Here is a 16,216-nt window from a genome sequence, read left to right as displayed (position 1 = left end):
TGTGCTTACTCCTGGTGTGCGGTCTGGATGAGGCGGGTCCCCTTGCGGCGGTCGATGTAGTAGCCGCGGCCGGGGGGAAGGGGGTGGCCCTTGATGTTCCCGAGCACGACGCCCTCGTCCTTGTTACCCGACATGAGCAGGCTGGGCGATCCCATTTCCTTGATGCGCTGCAGGATCGGGTCGTACATCGCGCGGCCCGCGCCGCCGTAGGCGCGGGAGACGATGACGTGCAGGCCGATGTCGCGGGCCTGGGGGAGCAGTTCGGCGAGCTGGGTGACAGGGTTGTTCGAGGTCGCGACGAGGTCGTAGTCGTCGATGATCAGGAACAGGTCGGCACCCGTCCACCAGGAGCGGTCGCGGAGCTGCTCGGGCGTCAGGTCGGCCGGGGGGAGCCGGGCCTGCAGGGCGCCGACGATGTCCTTGACCAGGCCGGACGCGGCGGCGGACGAGGCCGCGTAGCCGATGCGGTGCTCGGTCTCCGCGGCGTCGAGGAGGGCCCGCCGGTAGTCCAGGAAGATCATCCGCGCCTGCTGCGGCGTGTACCGCTCGATGATCGCCTTGGTGATGATCCGCATCAGGTTCGACTTCCCGCACTCGGTGTCGCCGAGGACCATGAAGTGCGATTCCTGCTGGAAGTCGAGGAACACCGGCTGCAGGGACTCCTCGTCGATGCCGATCGGGATGCGCGACCCGGTCTCGGCGGACGACGGCAGCGAGGCCAGCGGCAGGACGGCCGGCAGCATCCGGACCTGCGGGGCCTTCGGGCCGTCCCAGTTCGACGCGACGGCGGCGACGAGCTGCTTGACGCCGTCGGCGAGCGTGGAGTCGTCGGAGTTGCCGTCGAGGCGGGGGAGCGCGGTGAGGCAGTGGTGGCCCTCGCGGGTGAGGCCGCGGCCCGGCTTGCCCTCGGGGACGTTGTCGGCGAGCCGGCGGTCGATCTCCGAGTCGTACGGGTCGCCGAGGCGGAGCTCCAGCTTGGTACCGAACAGGTCCCGAATGTTCATCCGGAATTCAGACCACTTGTTCACCGTCGCGATGACGTGGATGCCGTAACCGAGACCGCGGGCGGTCAGGTCGGTGATGGTGCCCTCGAGGTTCTCGTAGTCCTGCCGGAGGGTCATCCAGCCGTCGACGACGAGGAACACGTCGCCGTACCCGTCGCCGCTGAGCTCCCCGGACGCCCGCATCCGCCGGTACGTCGCCATCGAGTCGATGCCGCGCTCGGCGAACTCGCGCTCGCGGGTCTCCAGCAGCGCGGTGACCTCCGCGACGGTGCGCCGCACGCGGTCGGCGTCGAGGCGGTTCGCGACGCCGCCGATGTGCGGGAGGTCGCTGAGGGCGCCGAGGGTGCCGCCGCCGAAGTCGAGGCAGTAGAACTGCACCTGCTGCGGCGTGTGGGTGAGCGCGAGGGACGCGATGAGCGTGCGGAGCGTCGTCGACTTGCCGGTCTGCGGCGACCCGGCGATGCCGGCGTTGCCCGCGGCGCCCGACAGGTCGACGTACATCGGGTCGCGGCGCTGCTCGAACGGCTTGTCGATGATGCCGGTGATGGCGTGCAGCCGGTTCCGCCAGCCTTCGTGCTGGGTGGTGAGCCCGTGCCCGGGGACGACCGCGAGCGTCGGCAGCAGCTCGTCCAGGGTGGGGGACGCCTCCAGCGGCGGCAGCCAGATCTGGTGCGCGGGCGGGCCCTGGTTCTCGAGCTGCTTGACGATGACGTCGAACAGCGTGCCGACCGACTCGCGCTCCTCCTGCTGCTCCTCCTGCTGCGGCTGCTCGATGACGCGCGGCCGGATGTAGTCCGGGATGTACGGGACGATCTGCTTGACGACCTGCGGCCCGGCCTGCTCGCGCGGCGCGAGGTCCTCGTCGGCCGGTCCGGAGACGTACCCGGCGCGGAACCGGGTCATCGCCTCGGTGCCGAACTTCATGTAGCCGTGACCGGGCGCGGACGGCAGCTCGTAGGCGTCCGGGACGCCCAGCACGACGCGGGACTCCTGCGCGGAGAACGTCCGCAGGCCGATCCGGTACGACAGGTGCGTGTCGAGGCCGCGGAGCTTGCCCTCCTCGAGCCGCTGCGACGCGAGCAGGATGTGCACGCCGAGCGAACGGCCGAGGCGTCCGATCATGACGAACAGGTCGGCGAACTCGGGCTTGGCCGACAGCAGCTCGGAGAACTCGTCCAGGACGAGGAACAGCGTCGGCATCGGCTGGAGGTCGGCGCCCTGCTCGCGGGCCTTCTCGTAGTCGCGCAGCGAGGCGTAGTTGCCCTGGGCCCGCAGGTACTCCTGCCGCCGCACCATCTCGCCGTGCAGCGCGTCGTACATGCGGTCGACGAGCGGGAGCTCGTCCTCCAGGTTGGTGATGATCGCGGAGACGTGCCGGAGGTTCTCCATCCCCAGGAACGTCGCACCGCCCTTGAAGTCGACGAGGACGAAGTTCAGCACCTCGGGCGAGTGCGTCATCGCGAGCCCGAGGACGAGCGTCCGCAGCGCCTCCGACTTACCGGAACCGGTCGCGCCGATGCACAGGCCGTGGGGGCCCATGCCGCCCTGCGCCGACTCCTTGATGTCGAGGTGGACGGGCCGTCCCTCGGGGTCGATGCCGATCGGCACCCGCAGCCGGTTCCGCGGCGCGCGGGGACGCCACATCTCCGCGGCGTTCACGTTGAACGGGTTCTCGATGCCGAGCAGCGACGTCACCGTGGTCGCGCCGGACAGCGCGTCCTCCTCCGGCCCGGCGGCGGCGCTGGCGCGCAGCGGCGCGAGCTGGCGGGCGAGGGCCTCCGCCTGCTGCAGGGTGATGGAGTCGGGCTTGCCGATGCGGTTGGGGACGTCCTTGCCGGTGCGGTCCTTCGTGAGCCGCGCGACCTGCTCCTTGGTGACGGCGACGCGCAGCATCGCCTGCTCCATGACGGGCGCGGTGGAGCCGGTGAGGTCGATGACGCAGACGCCTTCGACGCCGTCGGCGGCGAGCTGCGAGTCGTAGGACGCCTGGCCGCCGTCCATGATGATGATGTGGTACGGCAGGTCGTCCTGCGACAGTCCCGGCTGGAACCGCGGACGGTCCTTCACCTCCTGCCCGAACATCGCCTCGAGCGTCGACATGCTCTCGGCCATGAGCCGGACGGGCCCGGCCGCGTCGGTCTCGGTGGGGTGCAGGTTGTGCGGCAGCCACTTGATCCACTGCCACCACGGCATCCGCTGCTTGGACGCGCACACCGCGATGCGCACGTCGTCGGGGGAGTGGAACGTCGCGATCTGCACGATCAGCGCCCGGATCAGCCCGTACACGGCCTCCGGGTCACCGGACGGGACGAGCCGCGCGAACGACCGCAGCGACACCGAGATCGGCAGGTTCGGGACGTTGGAGTGGGCGCGCACGAACCGCCGCAGGGCGCCCGCGGTCATCGGCTCGAGGTCCTCGATCGGCTTCGTCTCCGGCGGGATCAGCTGCACCGCGAGTTTCTGCGCGCCCGTCCCGATCCGGACCTGGATGAAGTCGTCGTCGGACGGCCGGCGCTCCCACAGCCGGGCGCTCATCGCCAGCCACCACAGCGACGCCGGGTCGGGGCTGCCCCATTCCATCGCCTCCCGCTGCTGCTTCGCGGCGGCGCGGACCTTCTTGCGGACCTGCCCGAGGTAGCGCAGGTAGTCGCGGCGGTCGTTGTTCAGCTTGACCTTGCGTTCGCCGCTGCTGCGGCCGACCTGGCCGAGCATCATGCCGAACATCGAGATCGCGAACATGCCGCCCGCGACGTACTGGAGCGGGCCCCCGCCACGGCCCACCAGCATGAAGACCATGGCGCCGGAACCGGCCAGCATCGGCAGGTACGTCAGCACTCCCTGGAATCCCTGCGGGATCAGCTCGGGAAGTTCGGGGGGAGACTCAAGCAGGATCTCTCCACGCGGCGGCGCGGGGGGTTTCCGCCGCTCCCTGCGTCGGACGATCACCGTGCTCACGCTGCTGTTCCTCCCTCGCACCGGAGAGCGGCCCGCCGACCCCGGGGAGATCGCCCGCCCGTCGGATCGTCGGCGGCATGCGCCCACTTGACCGGATTGATGGTAGAGGTCTCGCCGGACGCCGACTACACGGTGGGAGTGTCCGGATACTAGGGTTAGCCCGATTCGCACTACTGAGGAGGCACGGGTCCCGGCACACCTGACCGTAACCGCAGGTGTCACGCCCCCCGTTTCAACCGGACAACTTGCGAGGACATCGTGAGCGCTCCCCCTGGGGCCGATCTCTGCCGCGTCACGGTCGTCGGGCCGAGCCGACGGGTCGACATCGCCCTGCCCGCGGACTCCACGTTCGCGGAGCTGTACCCGACGATCCTGCGGTACGCGGGCCAGAACCTGGCGGACGCCGGGCTGGCGCACGGCGGCTGGGTCCTGCAGAAGCTCGACGAGGCGCCGTTCGACCCGTCGAGCACGCCGTCCCACGCGGGACTGCGCGACGGTGACCTCATCTACCTGCGGCCGCGCATGTCGCAGATCCCCGACCTCGCGTTCGACGACGTCCCCGACGTCGTCGCGACCGCCGTCAACGAGCGGCCCGGACGCTGGCGGCAGGACTCCACCCGCAGGTTCGCGCTGGGCTGGGGCGTCGCCGGGCTCATCGTCGGCGGCCTCACGCTGCTGCTGTCCGGGCCGTCCTGGCTGGTCCCCGCGATCGTCGCGGGCGCCATCGCGATCGTCCTGCTCGCGGGCGGCGTCGCGCTGTCGCGGGCGCTGGGCGACGCGGGCGCCGGCGCGGCGCTCGGCTACGCCGCCCTCCCGTACGCGTTCCTCGCCGGGATGCTCGCCCCCGCCGGGGACGACGCCCTGCTGGACCTCGACGCCCTGCATCTGGTCGCGGGCTTCGGCGCGGTCGTCCTGGCCGCGACGATCGCCGGGTTCGGCATCGCGCAGGGACTCCCCGTCTTCTACGGCATCGCGATCGCCGCGCTGTTCGGGACGATCGACTGCGCGATCCCGATGGTGTTCGACATGGACGCCGCGGGCGTCGCGGCCGTCACCGTCACGATCGTCCTCGCGCTGACGCCGCTGCTGCCGGGCATCGCGTTCAAGTTCGCGCGCGTCCGGCTCCCACCGGTGCCGAGCAGCGCCGAGGACCTGCGCCGCGACACCCTCTCGGTGGACGGCCAGGAGCTGCTGGAGCGCACGGCCCTCGCCGACCGGTACGTCACCGGCGGCGTCTCGGCGATCGGCCTGACGGTCCTCGGCGGCGCGATCCCGCTGTCGTTCGACGACGGCTGGGTGTCGCCCGTCATGTGCCTGGTCATCGCGTTCGCGGTGCTGCTGCGGGCCCGGCTGTTCCGCGGCCGGAACCAGAAGCTGTGGATGCTGGTCCCGGGCGTCGCCGCGCTGGCGCTGCTCGCCGTCGGCACCGCGCTGAGCATGGACTCGCAGGCGATGCTGCTCGTCGCCGTGCTGGTGCCGACCCTGGTGGTGTCGGGCATCGCGGTCGGCGTCGGGATGTGGCTGCCGGGCAACCGGCCGACCCCGTTCTGGGGACGCGCCGGCGACATCCTCGAGATCATGCTGGTGGTCGCGATGATCCCGCTGGCGCTCGGCGTCGCGGGCGTCCTCGAGTACGTCCACACCCTGGCGAGCTGACCGGCGAGGAGGACGTTCGATGCAGACGAAGAGGGATCTCCTCCAGGCGCACCGCCTGATGACGCACCGCGCGTCGCAGGCGCTCATCCTGGCCGAGCCCGACTTCCCGGAGCAGCCGCTGCGCAAGCTCAACGTCGGGCTGTTCGCCGGCATCATGGTGGGGGTCCTGGCGGCGGCGGTGTTCGGCATCGTCGGCCTCCTGTTCGGGGGCGGCAACAAGGGCCTGGACGCGAAGGGCATCGTCCTCATCGAGGAGGAGACCGGCGCGCACTACGTGTGGTGCACCCCGCAGGGCTCCCAGGAGGACGTGCTCTGCCCCGTCGCGAACTACGCGTCGGCGAAGCTGGCCGCGTCCCTGGCGGGGGGCTCGCCGCAGCAGAAGACGGTGTCGGCGGAGTCCCTCCAGGACTTCCCCCGCGGCCCCCGCATCGGCATCGCCGACGCCCCCGACTCCGTCCCGACGGCGGACCGGCTCGTCGGCGGCCCGTGGTCGGTGTGCGTCCGGCAGCGGCAGCAGGGCGGCGTCGGCCAGTCGGTCGTGTCGCTCGTCGCGGGCCAGAAGGTCGGCGGCGAGAAGGTCGACCCGAACAGCGGCGTCGTCGTCAGCACCGGCCAGAACGCCAACTGGCTGATCTGGAAGAACCAGCGGATGAAGCTGTCGCCCGCGGGCCTCACCGTGCTCGGCGCGTCCGCGCCCGCGCAGGTCTCGCCCGGCTTCGTCAACGCGCTGCCCGCCGGCCCGGACTTCGCGCCGCCGCAGATCCAGGGCGCGGGCGGCAACCCGTCCTTCGAGGGCGCCACCGGCAAGGTCGGGCAGGTCTTCGTGGTCAAGGGCGTCGGCGCCGGCGACCAGCACTACGTGCTCCTCGCCGACGGCTACGCGCCCGTCACCGCCCTGCAGGCCGCGCTCATCCAGAACTCGGCGTCCTACGCGCTGCCGAAGAACAGCCCGCTGGACGGCAGCGCCGTCACCACGCACCGCTCGGCGCAGAAGCTCACCGACGAGCGCCTGCCGCAGGCCGCGATCCGGCTCCGCTCGTACGACCCCGCCGAGTCGCTCTGCGTCGTCTACCCGGACACCGCGAAGGGCTCGCAGACGGCCGAGCTGACGATCGGCGGCGGCCAGGACCTGCCGATGCCCGCGCAGGCGTCCGGATCGGGCGTCGACAATGTCGTGCTGCCCCCGGGCAGTGCAATTCTCGCGGGCGTCCTGCCGAACTCCGGATCGGTCGAGGCGATCAACACCTACCAGCTCGTCACCGATTCCGGACGCCGCTACTCGCTCGCGTCCGCGGAGACGGCGAGCGCACTGGGATACCAGATCTCGGCGGACAAAAACGATTCGGTGCCCGTCCCCGCCAACCTGCTGAACCTCATCCCGCAGGGGCCCGCGCTGGACCCGCAGAAGGCCGTCCTGCCCGTCACCTCGGGCGGTGCAACGGGATGACCGACAGCTACCGGAAGATCAGGTTCGTGTCACTTCGGCTTGATACGCTCCTGATCGTCGCGCATGCCACGGAGGAGTCGTTGTGAGTCAGGCCTTCAGTACGGACTACGCCACGATGAAGCAGGCCGAGGCCATGTTCAAGAGCACGCACACCCAGATGGTGCAGGCCCTGGACGACCTCGAGGCCGACGTCGAGGCGCGCCTCGCCGTGTGGGAGGACGACTCGCGCGACGCCTACTTCGAGGCGAAGGCCAAGTGGGACAAGGCCGCCCGCGAGATGGCCGACCTGGTCAAGGAGTTCGGGCAGGGCATTGGCACCGCCCAGCAGAACTACCAGTCCGCGGAGCAGTCCAACACCTCACTGTGGGGCTGACCGGCGCACTCGACAAGTCGGCTTCGCATTTTCGCAGTTCACGCCGGGGTCGACAGATATCTGTTCGCTCACCTACGGTGGTGGGCTTTACCGTAAGGGCGATGTGCCGCACGATGGGGTGAAACTCGTGGCAATCGGGTCGAACCGATCAGGCGCACGCCGCGTCCAACACGATGCAAGTGGCTACTGGAAGGGATGACTGATGGGTCAGAGGTCAACGGTCGACAGAGCAGAAATGGCCCAGGCCGCCCAGCGGGTGGAGGCCGCGGCTCAGGACCTGCGCAAGATGCAGGGCGACCTCGGCCAGGAGCAGGCACAGCTCCAGGGCCGCTGGATCGGTGAGGCGGGCAACGCCTTCACCCGCGTCTACAACGAGTTCAACTCCGAGCTGGGCAACGTGCTCCAGGTCCTCGACGGTCTGCACGAGAAGCTCGTCCAGGTCAAGATCAACTACGAGGCGAGCGAGCAGCAGCAGGCGGAGGAAGTCAACCGCGTCGCCGGCCTGCTCAACGGCTGACCGTAACGAAGAGACCCGAAGGCACGAAGGAGAACGATGTCCTTTCAGTCAATGGACTTCGGCGCGATGCAGCAGGCGTACGCGTCGTTCCAGCAGAAGCACAACCAGATGCGCCAGGAGCTCGACGACCTCGCGCGCAACGTCGAGAGCAAGCTCGGCCAGTGGGAGGACGGCGCTCGCGAGGCGTACTTCCAGGCCAAGGCCGAGTGGGAGAAGTCGGCCGACGACATCTCCCGCATCCTGAACCAGCTCGGTGTGGTCATCAACTCGTCCTCGGAGACGGGCCAGGCCACCGTCAAGAACAACGTCTCCATCATCGGAGGCTGACGTCGCCCGCCGTCGATCGGCCGCCGGAACCGTCCGGCGGCCGATCGATGGCGACCGTCAGGATCCGTCTCCCGCGGCAGACCTGACGTATCCGTAATCGCCAGAGCGGCAGTAGTGGATTCGGTGCGGGCTCTTCCGGCCCGCCGGGGGAGGCTCTCATGGGTCAGAAGAGTGAAATCGACAAGGACGAAGTCAGGAACATCCTGCGCGTCCTCAAGAGCAACCTGGCGTCGTTCGAGAGCGGCAGCGGCACGCGCAACGACATCTCGATGAACGCCAACATCACGAACGCGGAACTCGGCCAGTACCCGGCCGTGGCGGCCCTCAACGCCTCGACGCAGTCGGCGTACGGCCAGATCAAGGGCCAGTACGACGGGTTCATCTCTAGCTACGAAGGCATCATTCAGGCGCTGGAGACGATGGTCGGCAACCACGAGGAGACCGACCGGGGCAACGCCGCCAACGCGAACCAGGTCAACGCGAACCTCAACAACACTTCTGCGTACTGAGACCGGCTGACTAGGTGGGATTGAGAAATGGGTAACACTCCGCACCAGGAGCCGATCCGCTCGAACATGGACAGTCCTGTCGAGTGGGACGGTGGCATCGATGAGATGAACCAGATCCTCGACGCGATGGACCCCGGCCGTGTCGAGGGTGCCGGCAACGCCTACAACGGCGCGGCCGCGAAGTTCGAGAGCGCGGCGAGGGTTCTGCGCAACCAGATGTCCGCGTTGGCCAACGTCTGGAAGGGCGACGACGCCGACGCCACCGTCCAGCAGATGGAGCGTCTCCAGACCAGCGCCGAGAACATGCGCCAGGTCTCCGACGAGGCCGGCCGTGCGCTGGTGAACCACGCGGCAGTCATTCGCCAGTTCCAGCAGAACCGTCCGGGCAAGGGTTTCTTCGGCAACCTGTCCTGGGACGACGCGGGCGTCGTGGCGGCCGGAACGGTCGTCGCGGGCCCGGCGGGCGGCATGATCGCCCTCGGCGGCAAGAAGATCGGTGAGGCGCTCGGCATCCTCGACAGCGCCGAGGACGAGGCCGCGCAGAACCACATGCGCCAACTCGGCGAGGCGACCAACAACTCGAACACGCAGATGCCCGCCAGCATCTCCACCAACCTGCCGACGACCGACCGCTTCACGCAGACGCCTCCGAACAACCCGAACCTCGACGGTGGCGGCGGCAGCATCCCCGGTGGCGGCGGCATGGGCGGCGGCCTCCCCGGCGGTGGCAGCATGCCGGGCGGCGGGAGCATGCCCGGCGGCGGCGGCCTTCCGGGCGGCGGAAACCTCCCCGGTGGTGGCAGCATCCCCGGTGGCGGCGGAAACCTGCCCGGCGGCGGCGGCAGCATCCCCGGCGGTGGCGGTATCGGCGGCGGTGGCGGCAGCATTCCGGGTGGCGGCATCGGCGGCGGCAGCTCCGACCTGGCCGGTCTCCCCGGTGGCGGTGGCGGCCTGTCGGGCGGCGGCGGCGGCCTCGGCGGTGCGGACCCGTTCGGTCGCGGCGGCCTCGGCGGCGGCGGTGGCGGCATGCCCGGCGGCGGCGGTGCCCTCGGTGGTGCCGGTGGCGGCATGGGCGGCGCGATGCCCGGTGCCGGCGGTCTCGCCGGTGGCATGGGCGGCGGTCGCGGCGCCGGTGGCGCCGGAGCGGGCGGCAAGGGCCTTGGATCCGGTGCCGGTGGCCGTGGCATGATGGGCGGCGCCCCGATGGGCGGCGGAGGCGGCGGCGGTAACAACCAGGAGGAGCACGAGCGCACCACCTGGCTCACCGAGGACGAGGACGTCTGGGGCGGTAACGAAGGCGACACCGCTCCCCCGGTGATCGGCTGACCGCAGGCTCGGCCACAAGAGAATGCGTGACACGGCGTGAGCGGTTCGGACGAGCGTTCGAACTGCTCACGCCGTATCCCATTGAGCGAGGTTGTGCTGTGCGACGGATGACACGATGGCTGGCCGGGATCGGAGCGAGCTCCCTTCTGGTCCTCACCAGTGCGACGCCCGCCGGGGCCGTCCCCGGACCCCGAAACGACCAGTGGTGGTTCAAGGCGTGGGAGATCCAAACCAAGGCCTGGCCGATCACTCAGGGGTCCGGCGTAACCGTTGCGGTGATCGACGATGGTGTTAACGGGCAACTTCCGGATCTCCGCGGAGCCGTCGTCCCCGGCACCAACACCGTGACGGGGAATGGAAACGGGCAGATCGGCAACACGTCTGTCCTGGAAGATTCGCACGGCACCGCCATGGCGGCTCTGATCGCAGCTCAAGGCGCGGGGAGCGGCTACGTCGGGGTTGCGCCGCAGGCAAAGATCATGCCGATCCTTTCGGACTATCGTTCGTGGGATAAAGCGATCCGCTATGCGGCGGACAACGGCGCCAAAGTCATCAACATGTCTCAAGGGTTCTCCGTAGGCAACCAGTGCCGCGCGGAGACGCAGCAGGCCATCGCTTACGCCTTGGAACGGGACGTCGTTGTCGTGGCGTCCGCCGGTAACACCGGCGATCAGGCGAACAGGCCCGAGGAGCCTGCCAACTGCGCGGGTGTCCTCGCGGTGGGTGCCGTCGACAATCAGAAGACGCCCTGGACGTCGACTCAGCGGCAGCCGTATGTGGCGGTGGCCGCACCCGGCTTCCCCGTGAACTCTCTGCGTGCCGACGGTCAGGTGGTCGACAGGCTCGCCGGCACCAGCCAGGCCGCGGCGCTCACTTCCGGGGCCGTGGCCCTCGTGCGGTCGAAGTTCCCGCAGATGCCCGCACGCGAAGTCGTCCAGAGGGTCATCGGCACGGCCAAGGACGCAGGGCCTCCCGGCAAGGACAACATGACCGGGAACGGTGTCGTGATTCCGGCGGCGGCGTTGACCGCCCAGGTGCCCAAGAACGCGCCGAACCCGGTTTTCGCTGCCTACGACCAGTGGAAGCAGGCGAATCCGAACGCGGTCCAGGGCGGGCAGCAGGGCGGTCAGGCGGCCGAGAAGAAGGACGTGCCGCCGTCCGAGCAGACGAAGGCGGCCGACAGCGCCGACCGGAACACGATCATCTTGGTCTCGGTCGTCGGCGCGGTCGTCCTCGTGGTGGCCTTGGTCCTCTTCTTCGTCCTTCGGAAGAACAAGAAGAAGGCGCCTCCGATGGGGCCCGGCCCCGGCGGCGGGTTCGGTCCGCCGGGAGGGCAGCAGGGGCCGCCTCCGGGGTGGGGCGGTCAGCAGCCGCCGGCTCCGCAGGGTGGGCCGCAGGGTGGGCCGCAGTACATGCCGCCGCAGCCGCCGATGCAGCCGCAGGGCGGGCAGCCGCAGGGGCCGCCGCCGCAGGGGCCCGGTGGGCCGCACGGCGGGCCGTACCCGCCGCAGTAGCGAACAAAGGCTTTTGAAGGGGGCGTCGCTTGCGCACAGTGCCGTGCGCGGGCGGCGTCCATTCATGTGCGTCAGTTACCGGAAGGGGAGAACATTGAAGATGCGTTTCGCCGTTCCCGTCGCCGCGCTCACGCTCGCGTTCAGCGTGAGCGCCTGCGGTGGGGATTCCGAGGACGGCGCCGGTGACGGTGCGTCGTCCGCGGCGCCGCCCACCGCGGCTTCGAGCGCCCCGGCCGCGACGCCGTCCCAGAGCGGGTCCGGTGGCGGGTCGATGACCGGGAACGGCGGCGGCGGGTCGATGACCGGCAACGGCAGCGGCAGCGGTAGCGGCGGCGCGGGGATGACGTCGCAGCAGAAGATGCTCGCCAAGGTCGTCGAGTGCATGCGCGCCAAGGGTTACGACATGCCCGACCCGGAGCCGGGGAACCCGGCGGTCGCCCCCCGGAACACCGAGGGCAAGGACCCGAACAAGGTCAACGCGGACTCGCAGGAGTGCGTCCAGAAGGCGCAGGCGGGCTGACGCCCCTGCTCGTGCCGCTCATCGGGCGCGGCTTCCGGTGAGCGGCACGAGCGCGGCCACGAGCCGCGAGAGGAGCCGGACGCGCCCGCGTCTTCGAGCCGGACGGGCGTGCGGGCGGCGTGGCGTGCACCAGGTGCCGTCCCCTCTCCTTCCCGGAGGCACCCGGACGGGCGGCGGGCCGAGCGCGGCGCGGAGCTGACGGGCGAGGCCGACGGCGTTCTTCGCCTCGACCAGCCGGTCGGGGAGCATGGCCCAGAGCGATCCGCAGAACTCGCCGTACCAGATGCAGATGCCCGGGAACGTCCGGCGCAGGTCGGCGACGGCCTGGTCGATGTCGGCGTCCAGCTCGATGAAGGCGCTGTCGGGGCTGTGGGGCATGGTCTCTCCAGGGACGGGCGTGCGGTTCACCAGGTCGCGGGGAACATGCGGTGCTTGAGGATGCGGTCCACGAGGTCGGCGGCGGCTTCGGCGTCGCCGCACGGGCAGAGGTGGCGCCGTCCGGCCTCGCGGTAGGTCCATCTCCCGCCGGGGGTGGCGTGGACGCCGATCGCGGCGAGGACGCGGCCGCCCGCGAGCACCCAGAGCAGCGGCGGCCGGGCTCGGAGGATGCAGGCGTAGCCCTTGGTGCGGAGGACGGCGGCGAGGGCGTCGAGGTACCGGACGGCCGTGGCGCGCCCCCGCCAGGTGCGCCAGCCCAGGACGAGTGCGTGGGCCCGGACGGTCAGAGCGCGCACCGCACCCACACGATCTTCCCCGTCTCGTACAGGGGACGGACGCCCCAGGACTGGACGAGCTCGACGATCAGCGGCAACCCCCGTCCGCTCGTCGCGTCATGGTTCTCCGGACGGACGATCGGGAGACCCGCCCCCTCGTCCCACACCTCCACGCACACGGTGCGCTTGGGCTCGTCCGGGAAGATGCGGACGACGATGTGGCCGATACCCACGTGTTTGTAGGCGTTGGTAACCAGCTCCGTAACCACGAGCCGCCCGACGAAGTCGTCCGAGATGCCCAGTACCCGGAATTGCTCGACGAGGAAGCGCCGTGCGTGCGCGGGCGCCCGGTCCGTCGGAGCGAGGACGAGCGTCGGCGTCTCCGGCGCCAAAGCCACAGCTGACATCGGCAGATCCCTCCTGTGGTGATGCGGCCGACCCCGCCCCGGACCCGCATGACCGGATCAGGCCAGAGTCACCCTGTGTGCTCGAACGACCACAATCAAGCCACGCGAGTGCGTACGATTCCCCGTGAGTGCAGAAGCACTGCCAATTCGCTAACAACCGCTATCGCGACTGCTAACCATGGGCGGGGGCGCCATGTCGACGGAGAACAAGATCAAGCCCGAATTTCTGAGCTTCGGTGCCGAGGTCAAGCGCCTCCGAGTGGCGGCCGGGCTCAATCAGCAGGGCCTCGCCGACGTGGTCAACGTGACGCGCAGCTACGTCACGCTGGTCGAGTGCGGTCGCACGCGCTGCCGCCGGGACTTCGCCCTGCGGTTGGACCGGGCGCTCAAGTCAGGGACGACCCTCGTCGACGCATGGGACGAGCTACTAGAATCGATCAAGTCCGTTAAGTACCCGGAGTTCTTTGCCAACTTTCCGAAGGCCGAGCAGAGTGCGATCATGCTTCGTGCCTTTGAGGAGCGAGTCATACACGGCTTGCTGCAGACGGAAGCCTATGCTCGCGTCCTCCTAGGTGACGAGGACGCCGTGAAGAACAGGATGCGGCGCCAGAAGATCCTCGAGAAGGATCCTCGGCCCGTGGTCTCAATCATCATGGACGAGACGGTTCTCTACCGTGAGGTCGGCGGGAGAGAGGTGATGAAAGAGCAGTTGGAGCACCTGCTCGTGCTGGCCGAACAGGAGAAGGTGCGGCTTCAGATCGCTCCGATCCGTTACATACGGAACGTGTGGGGGTCCTTCGCGGTCGCCACGCGCCCAGACCACAAGCAGGTGGCTTACGCGATTAAGGCGTGGGGTGGGGAGACCACTACCGATCCGGACGAGATTGCGATAGCGGTCGAGACTTTCGTCATTTTGCAGTCGGAAGCGTTGAACGTTAGAGACACGCGTGACCTGATCAGAAAGGTGATTGAGGAGAGATGGACCTGAGCAAGGCGACATGGCGCAAGTCTGTTCGTAGCAGCGAACAGGGGGACAACTGTGTTGAGTTGGCGTCGGTGTCGGGGATCGTGGCCATCCGTGACAGCAAGGATCCCGTCGGTCCCAAGCTCGTGGTGAGTCGTCGTGACTTCCGGCGGTTCGCTGAGGTGCTCAAGGAGCTCTGACCGTCCGGCTCGTCCGGCTCGTCCGTTCGCGGCAGGGGACGGACGGGCGGGGCCTCGGCGAAGCGTTCGCCACCGATCCAGGCCGTTCTCAACAACACCCTCTTTGAGGGGGCCTTCGGCGATGAACTGGCTGGTGATGGGGAGTCGGCCACGCGGTGTCGTCGAACGCGAGCCATGGTGCGGAGGCCAGGGCAGGGGGCGTGGAGCCGGTGCCCCCGGCCGGCGAGCGTCCGCCGCCAGGTGCGGGCGACCTCCGGATCGACGGGGGGACGGGCGCCGAGCCGTCGGCCGAGGATGTCCGCGGCGATCGCGAACCGCTCGTCCCAGGACGGGGCGGCGCGCAGCCTGTCCTCGGCCCGTGCGGCGTCGCGGCCCCAGATGTCGGCGAGGGCCCCCAGCGTCCCGGTGAGCTCGGACGACGCGCCGAGCACGGCGGCCGCCGCGTCCGGTTCCAGGCGGATCTGCAGGCACTCCCCGGTCCCATGGCCGGTGGTCCGGAGATCGCCGGGGAGCAGGCCGACGACGACACTGCCGCGCTCCCGCCGGCCGGGTCCGTCGTGGACGATGCCTTCTCCATCGGCCAGATCGATGAGCAGGGTGACGGACGGGTGCGCGACCATGGCGATGTCGACGCGTCCGGGAACCCGATGGCGGAACCCGGCCATGCTGATCCCCGGCAGCCCGTTCGTCGAGCGCGGGACGGCGACTTCCACGTCCGTCCAGTCGAACGGTGTTTCGGTCGACGGCACGGGGCCAGCTTACGGCCGCCGCGCGAGGAGGCCGGGCGTCAGCGTCCCGCGGCCGCGAACGTCAGCAGCAGTTCGCCGGTGGCCTCGGGCGCTTCCAACATGGGCATGTGCCCGACGCCGGGCAGCGTCTCGACCCGCGCGCCCGGCATCGCGTCGTACCGGTGCGCCGACGACGGCTCCCAGCGGGGGTCGGCGGCGCCGAAGACCACCAGGACCGGGAGGTCGAGAGCGGCCAGGCGATCGGGCAGGCTCCGTTCGGCGATGTAGGCGGTGTTCTTGCGCAGCGCCGCCCTGAACGTGCGGTAGGTGGTGCTCCGAAGCTCGGCGACCATGTCGTCCGGGACGTCCACCGGCCGGGCGGCCGTCGCCTCGATGCCCCTGCGGATCATCGCGTCGGAACGTCTCGACCACAGCAGCGGGCCGACGGGCGGCCCCAGCAGCACCCACACCACGTCATGCGACTCGGCGGGCGGGGACTGGCCGCAACCCGGCAGGTCGACCCGGATGAGGTGATGGTGGCCGGCGAGAGCCGGGACCATGGGGCTCCAGGGGCCGCCCGAGGGCCCACCTGTCTTGGACAAATGTTCCCGCCGGGCCCACTGCCGGACGGGCCTTAGCCGTGGGCGTTCCTCGTTCTGCTCGACATGAGCTTCAGCGCGCCGTGCGGGACGCTGACGCACAGCGCCGTGGGCGCGAGCACTGTGAGAACCCCGAGCAGGCCCGCCAGCAGGGAGTTCGCGATGGTGGCATCGGTGGCCACGGCGGCAAGGAACACGTAGACCATGGCCAGCGCTCCGGCGACGGCAGAGGCGATGAGCCACTTGGTGAGCAGGCGTCCGCTCTTGGCGGCCACATCTCCGATGACGCTGGCTGGCAAGAACAGCAGCGGAACCAGGACGACGCCCACCACACCGGCGAGCAGCGCCATGAACGGCCCGGCCAGTGGTCCGCCGGTGTCCGCATCGGCGATGACCGCGTACGCGAGCAGACCGGCGTAGACGACGACGCTTTCCACGATGAACGCCAAGCAGGCGA

At 69.9% G+C, this 16,216-nt stretch carries 17 protein-coding genes; 11 read left to right on the top strand and 6 right to left on the bottom strand.

Features of this window, described 5'->3' with window-relative positions; all coding sequences use genetic code 11:
* Nucleotides 1-5: 5 nt before the first annotated feature.
* On the bottom strand, nt 6-3,959 hold the full coding sequence (gene eccCa / locus AB0L25_RS05195) for a type VII secretion protein EccCa (RefSeq protein WP_500168814.1): 3,954 nt from the start codon (nt 3,957-3,959) through the stop codon (nt 6-8).
* 258 nt (nt 3,960-4,217) lie between these two features.
* Here eccCa and eccD point away from each other — a divergent pair, with 258 nt between their 5' ends.
* From eccD to AB0L25_RS05150, 9 genes are all read left to right on the top strand, one after another.
* A complete protein-coding gene (gene eccD / locus AB0L25_RS05190) occupies nt 4,218-5,615 on the top strand; it encodes a type VII secretion integral membrane protein EccD (protein ID WP_500168812.1) in 1,398 nt (465 codons plus the stop codon).
* Between the two features lie 19 nt (nt 5,616-5,634).
* Entirely contained in the window at nt 5,635-7,062 is a 1,428-nt protein-coding gene (eccB, locus tag AB0L25_RS05185; RefSeq protein WP_500168811.1) for a type VII secretion protein EccB, read from the top strand.
* An 82-nt stretch (nt 7,063-7,144) separates the two neighbouring features.
* Entirely contained in the window at nt 7,145-7,435 is a 291-nt protein-coding gene (locus AB0L25_RS05180) for a WXG100 family type VII secretion target (RefSeq protein WP_500168809.1), read from the top strand.
* A gap of 202 nt (nt 7,436-7,637) precedes the next feature.
* Complete coding sequence (locus tag AB0L25_RS05175; RefSeq protein ID WP_084550858.1) at nt 7,638-7,952, top strand: WXG100 family type VII secretion target; 315 nt, start codon at nt 7,638-7,640, stop codon at nt 7,950-7,952.
* Nucleotides 7,953-7,988: 36 nt separating this feature from the next.
* Nucleotides 7,989-8,279, top strand: a complete 291-nt coding sequence (locus AB0L25_RS05170; protein WP_500168807.1) for a WXG100 family type VII secretion target — start codon at nt 7,989-7,991, stop codon at nt 8,277-8,279.
* A gap of 158 nt (nt 8,280-8,437) precedes the next feature.
* Nucleotides 8,438-8,788, top strand: coding sequence for a hypothetical protein (locus AB0L25_RS05165; RefSeq protein ID WP_500168805.1), 351 nt, complete (start codon nt 8,438-8,440; stop codon nt 8,786-8,788).
* Between the two features lie 27 nt (nt 8,789-8,815).
* On the top strand, nt 8,816-10,114 hold the full coding sequence (locus AB0L25_RS05160; RefSeq protein ID WP_500168803.1) for a WXG100 family type VII secretion target: 1,299 nt from the start codon (nt 8,816-8,818) through the stop codon (nt 10,112-10,114).
* Nucleotides 10,115-10,221: 107 nt separating this feature from the next.
* The gene (locus AB0L25_RS05155) at nt 10,222-11,628 is read left to right on the top strand and encodes a S8 family serine peptidase (RefSeq protein ID WP_500168801.1); all 1,407 of its coding nucleotides are present in this window, start codon (nt 10,222-10,224) and stop codon (nt 11,626-11,628) included.
* Between the two features lie 100 nt (nt 11,629-11,728).
* Nucleotides 11,729-12,148: a hypothetical protein gene (locus AB0L25_RS05150; RefSeq protein WP_500168799.1), complete on the top strand. Its 420-nt coding sequence runs from the start codon at nt 11,729-11,731 to the stop codon at nt 12,146-12,148.
* Between the two features lie 18 nt (nt 12,149-12,166).
* Here AB0L25_RS05150 and AB0L25_RS05145 read toward each other — a convergent pair whose 3' ends face one another.
* Genes AB0L25_RS05145 through AB0L25_RS05135 form a run of 3 tightly spaced genes read right to left on the bottom strand, consistent with a single transcriptional unit; the run spans nt 12,167 to nt 13,268 of the window.
* Nucleotides 12,167-12,526: a hypothetical protein gene (locus AB0L25_RS05145; RefSeq protein WP_500168797.1), complete on the bottom strand. Its 360-nt coding sequence runs from the start codon at nt 12,524-12,526 to the stop codon at nt 12,167-12,169.
* 26 nt (nt 12,527-12,552) lie between these two features.
* Entirely contained in the window at nt 12,553-12,882 is a 330-nt protein-coding gene (locus AB0L25_RS05140) for a hypothetical protein (protein ID WP_500168795.1), read from the bottom strand.
* Nucleotides 12,870-13,268: an ATP-binding protein gene (locus tag AB0L25_RS05135; RefSeq protein WP_500168793.1), complete on the bottom strand. Its 399-nt coding sequence runs from the start codon at nt 13,266-13,268 to the stop codon at nt 12,870-12,872. Before AB0L25_RS05135 ends, AB0L25_RS05140 begins: the two co-directional genes overlap by 13 nt.
* A 193-nt stretch (nt 13,269-13,461) precedes the next feature.
* Here AB0L25_RS05135 and AB0L25_RS05130 point away from each other — a divergent pair, with 193 nt between their 5' ends.
* Both AB0L25_RS05130 and AB0L25_RS05125 read left to right on the top strand, forming a co-directional pair.
* Nucleotides 13,462-14,256 carry a helix-turn-helix domain-containing protein gene (locus AB0L25_RS05130; protein ID WP_500168791.1) on the top strand — a complete coding sequence of 265 codons (795 nt, stop codon included), beginning with the start codon at nt 13,462-13,464 and terminating at the stop codon, nt 14,254-14,256.
* On the top strand, nt 14,247-14,432 hold the full coding sequence (locus AB0L25_RS05125) for a DUF397 domain-containing protein (RefSeq protein WP_500168789.1): 186 nt from the start codon (nt 14,247-14,249) through the stop codon (nt 14,430-14,432). The genes AB0L25_RS05130 and AB0L25_RS05125 overlap by 10 nt, the downstream gene beginning before the upstream one ends.
* A 787-nt stretch (nt 14,433-15,219) precedes the next feature.
* Here AB0L25_RS05125 and AB0L25_RS05120 read toward each other — a convergent pair.
* Together AB0L25_RS05120 and AB0L25_RS05115 are read right to left on the bottom strand one after the other, a co-directional pair.
* Nucleotides 15,220-15,720: an alpha/beta fold hydrolase gene (locus AB0L25_RS05120; protein WP_500168787.1), complete on the bottom strand. Its 501-nt coding sequence runs from the start codon at nt 15,718-15,720 to the stop codon at nt 15,220-15,222.
* Nucleotides 15,721-15,794: 74 nt separating this feature from the next.
* Nucleotides 15,795-16,208 carry a hypothetical protein gene (locus AB0L25_RS05115; protein WP_500168785.1) on the bottom strand — a complete coding sequence of 138 codons (414 nt, stop codon included), beginning with the start codon at nt 16,206-16,208 and terminating at the stop codon, nt 15,795-15,797.
* Nucleotides 16,209-16,216: the final 8 nt, after the last annotated feature.

This window comes from Spirillospora sp. NPDC052242 (assembly GCF_040679555.1).
GTDB lineage: Bacteria > Actinomycetota > Actinomycetes > Streptosporangiales > Streptosporangiaceae > Spirillospora.
This window is presented reverse-complemented; position numbering and strand designations above follow the sequence as displayed.

What these genes read in the sequence shown, in the direction of transcription:
- eccB (WP_500168811.1), top strand. Translation starts at nt 5,635, where the DNA reads ATGCAGACGAAGAGGGATCTCCTCCAGGCGCACCGCCTGATGACGCAC.
- AB0L25_RS05175 (WP_084550858.1), top strand. Translation starts at nt 7,638, where the DNA reads ATGGGTCAGAGGTCAACGGTCGACAGAGCAGAAATGGCCCAGGCCGCC.
- AB0L25_RS05170 (WP_500168807.1), top strand. Translation starts at nt 7,989, where the DNA reads ATGTCCTTTCAGTCAATGGACTTCGGCGCGATGCAGCAGGCGTACGCG.
- AB0L25_RS05165 (WP_500168805.1), top strand. Translation starts at nt 8,438, where the DNA reads ATGGGTCAGAAGAGTGAAATCGACAAGGACGAAGTCAGGAACATCCTG.
- AB0L25_RS05160 (WP_500168803.1), top strand. Translation starts at nt 8,816, where the DNA reads ATGGGTAACACTCCGCACCAGGAGCCGATCCGCTCGAACATGGACAGT.
- AB0L25_RS05155 (WP_500168801.1), top strand. Translation starts at nt 10,222, where the DNA reads ATGACACGATGGCTGGCCGGGATCGGAGCGAGCTCCCTTCTGGTCCTC.
- AB0L25_RS05150 (WP_500168799.1), top strand. Translation starts at nt 11,729, where the DNA reads ATGCGTTTCGCCGTTCCCGTCGCCGCGCTCACGCTCGCGTTCAGCGTG.
- AB0L25_RS05145 (WP_500168797.1), bottom strand. Translation starts at nt 12,526, where the DNA reads ATGCCCCACAGCCCCGACAGCGCCTTCATCGAGCTGGACGCCGACATC.
- AB0L25_RS05135 (WP_500168793.1), bottom strand. Translation starts at nt 13,268, where the DNA reads ATGTCAGCTGTGGCTTTGGCGCCGGAGACGCCGACGCTCGTCCTCGCT.
- AB0L25_RS05130 (WP_500168791.1), top strand. Translation starts at nt 13,462, where the DNA reads ATGTCGACGGAGAACAAGATCAAGCCCGAATTTCTGAGCTTCGGTGCC.
- AB0L25_RS05125 (WP_500168789.1), top strand. Translation starts at nt 14,247, where the DNA reads ATGGACCTGAGCAAGGCGACATGGCGCAAGTCTGTTCGTAGCAGCGAA.
- AB0L25_RS05120 (WP_500168787.1), bottom strand. Translation starts at nt 15,720, where the DNA reads ATGGTCCCGGCTCTCGCCGGCCACCATCACCTCATCCGGGTCGACCTG.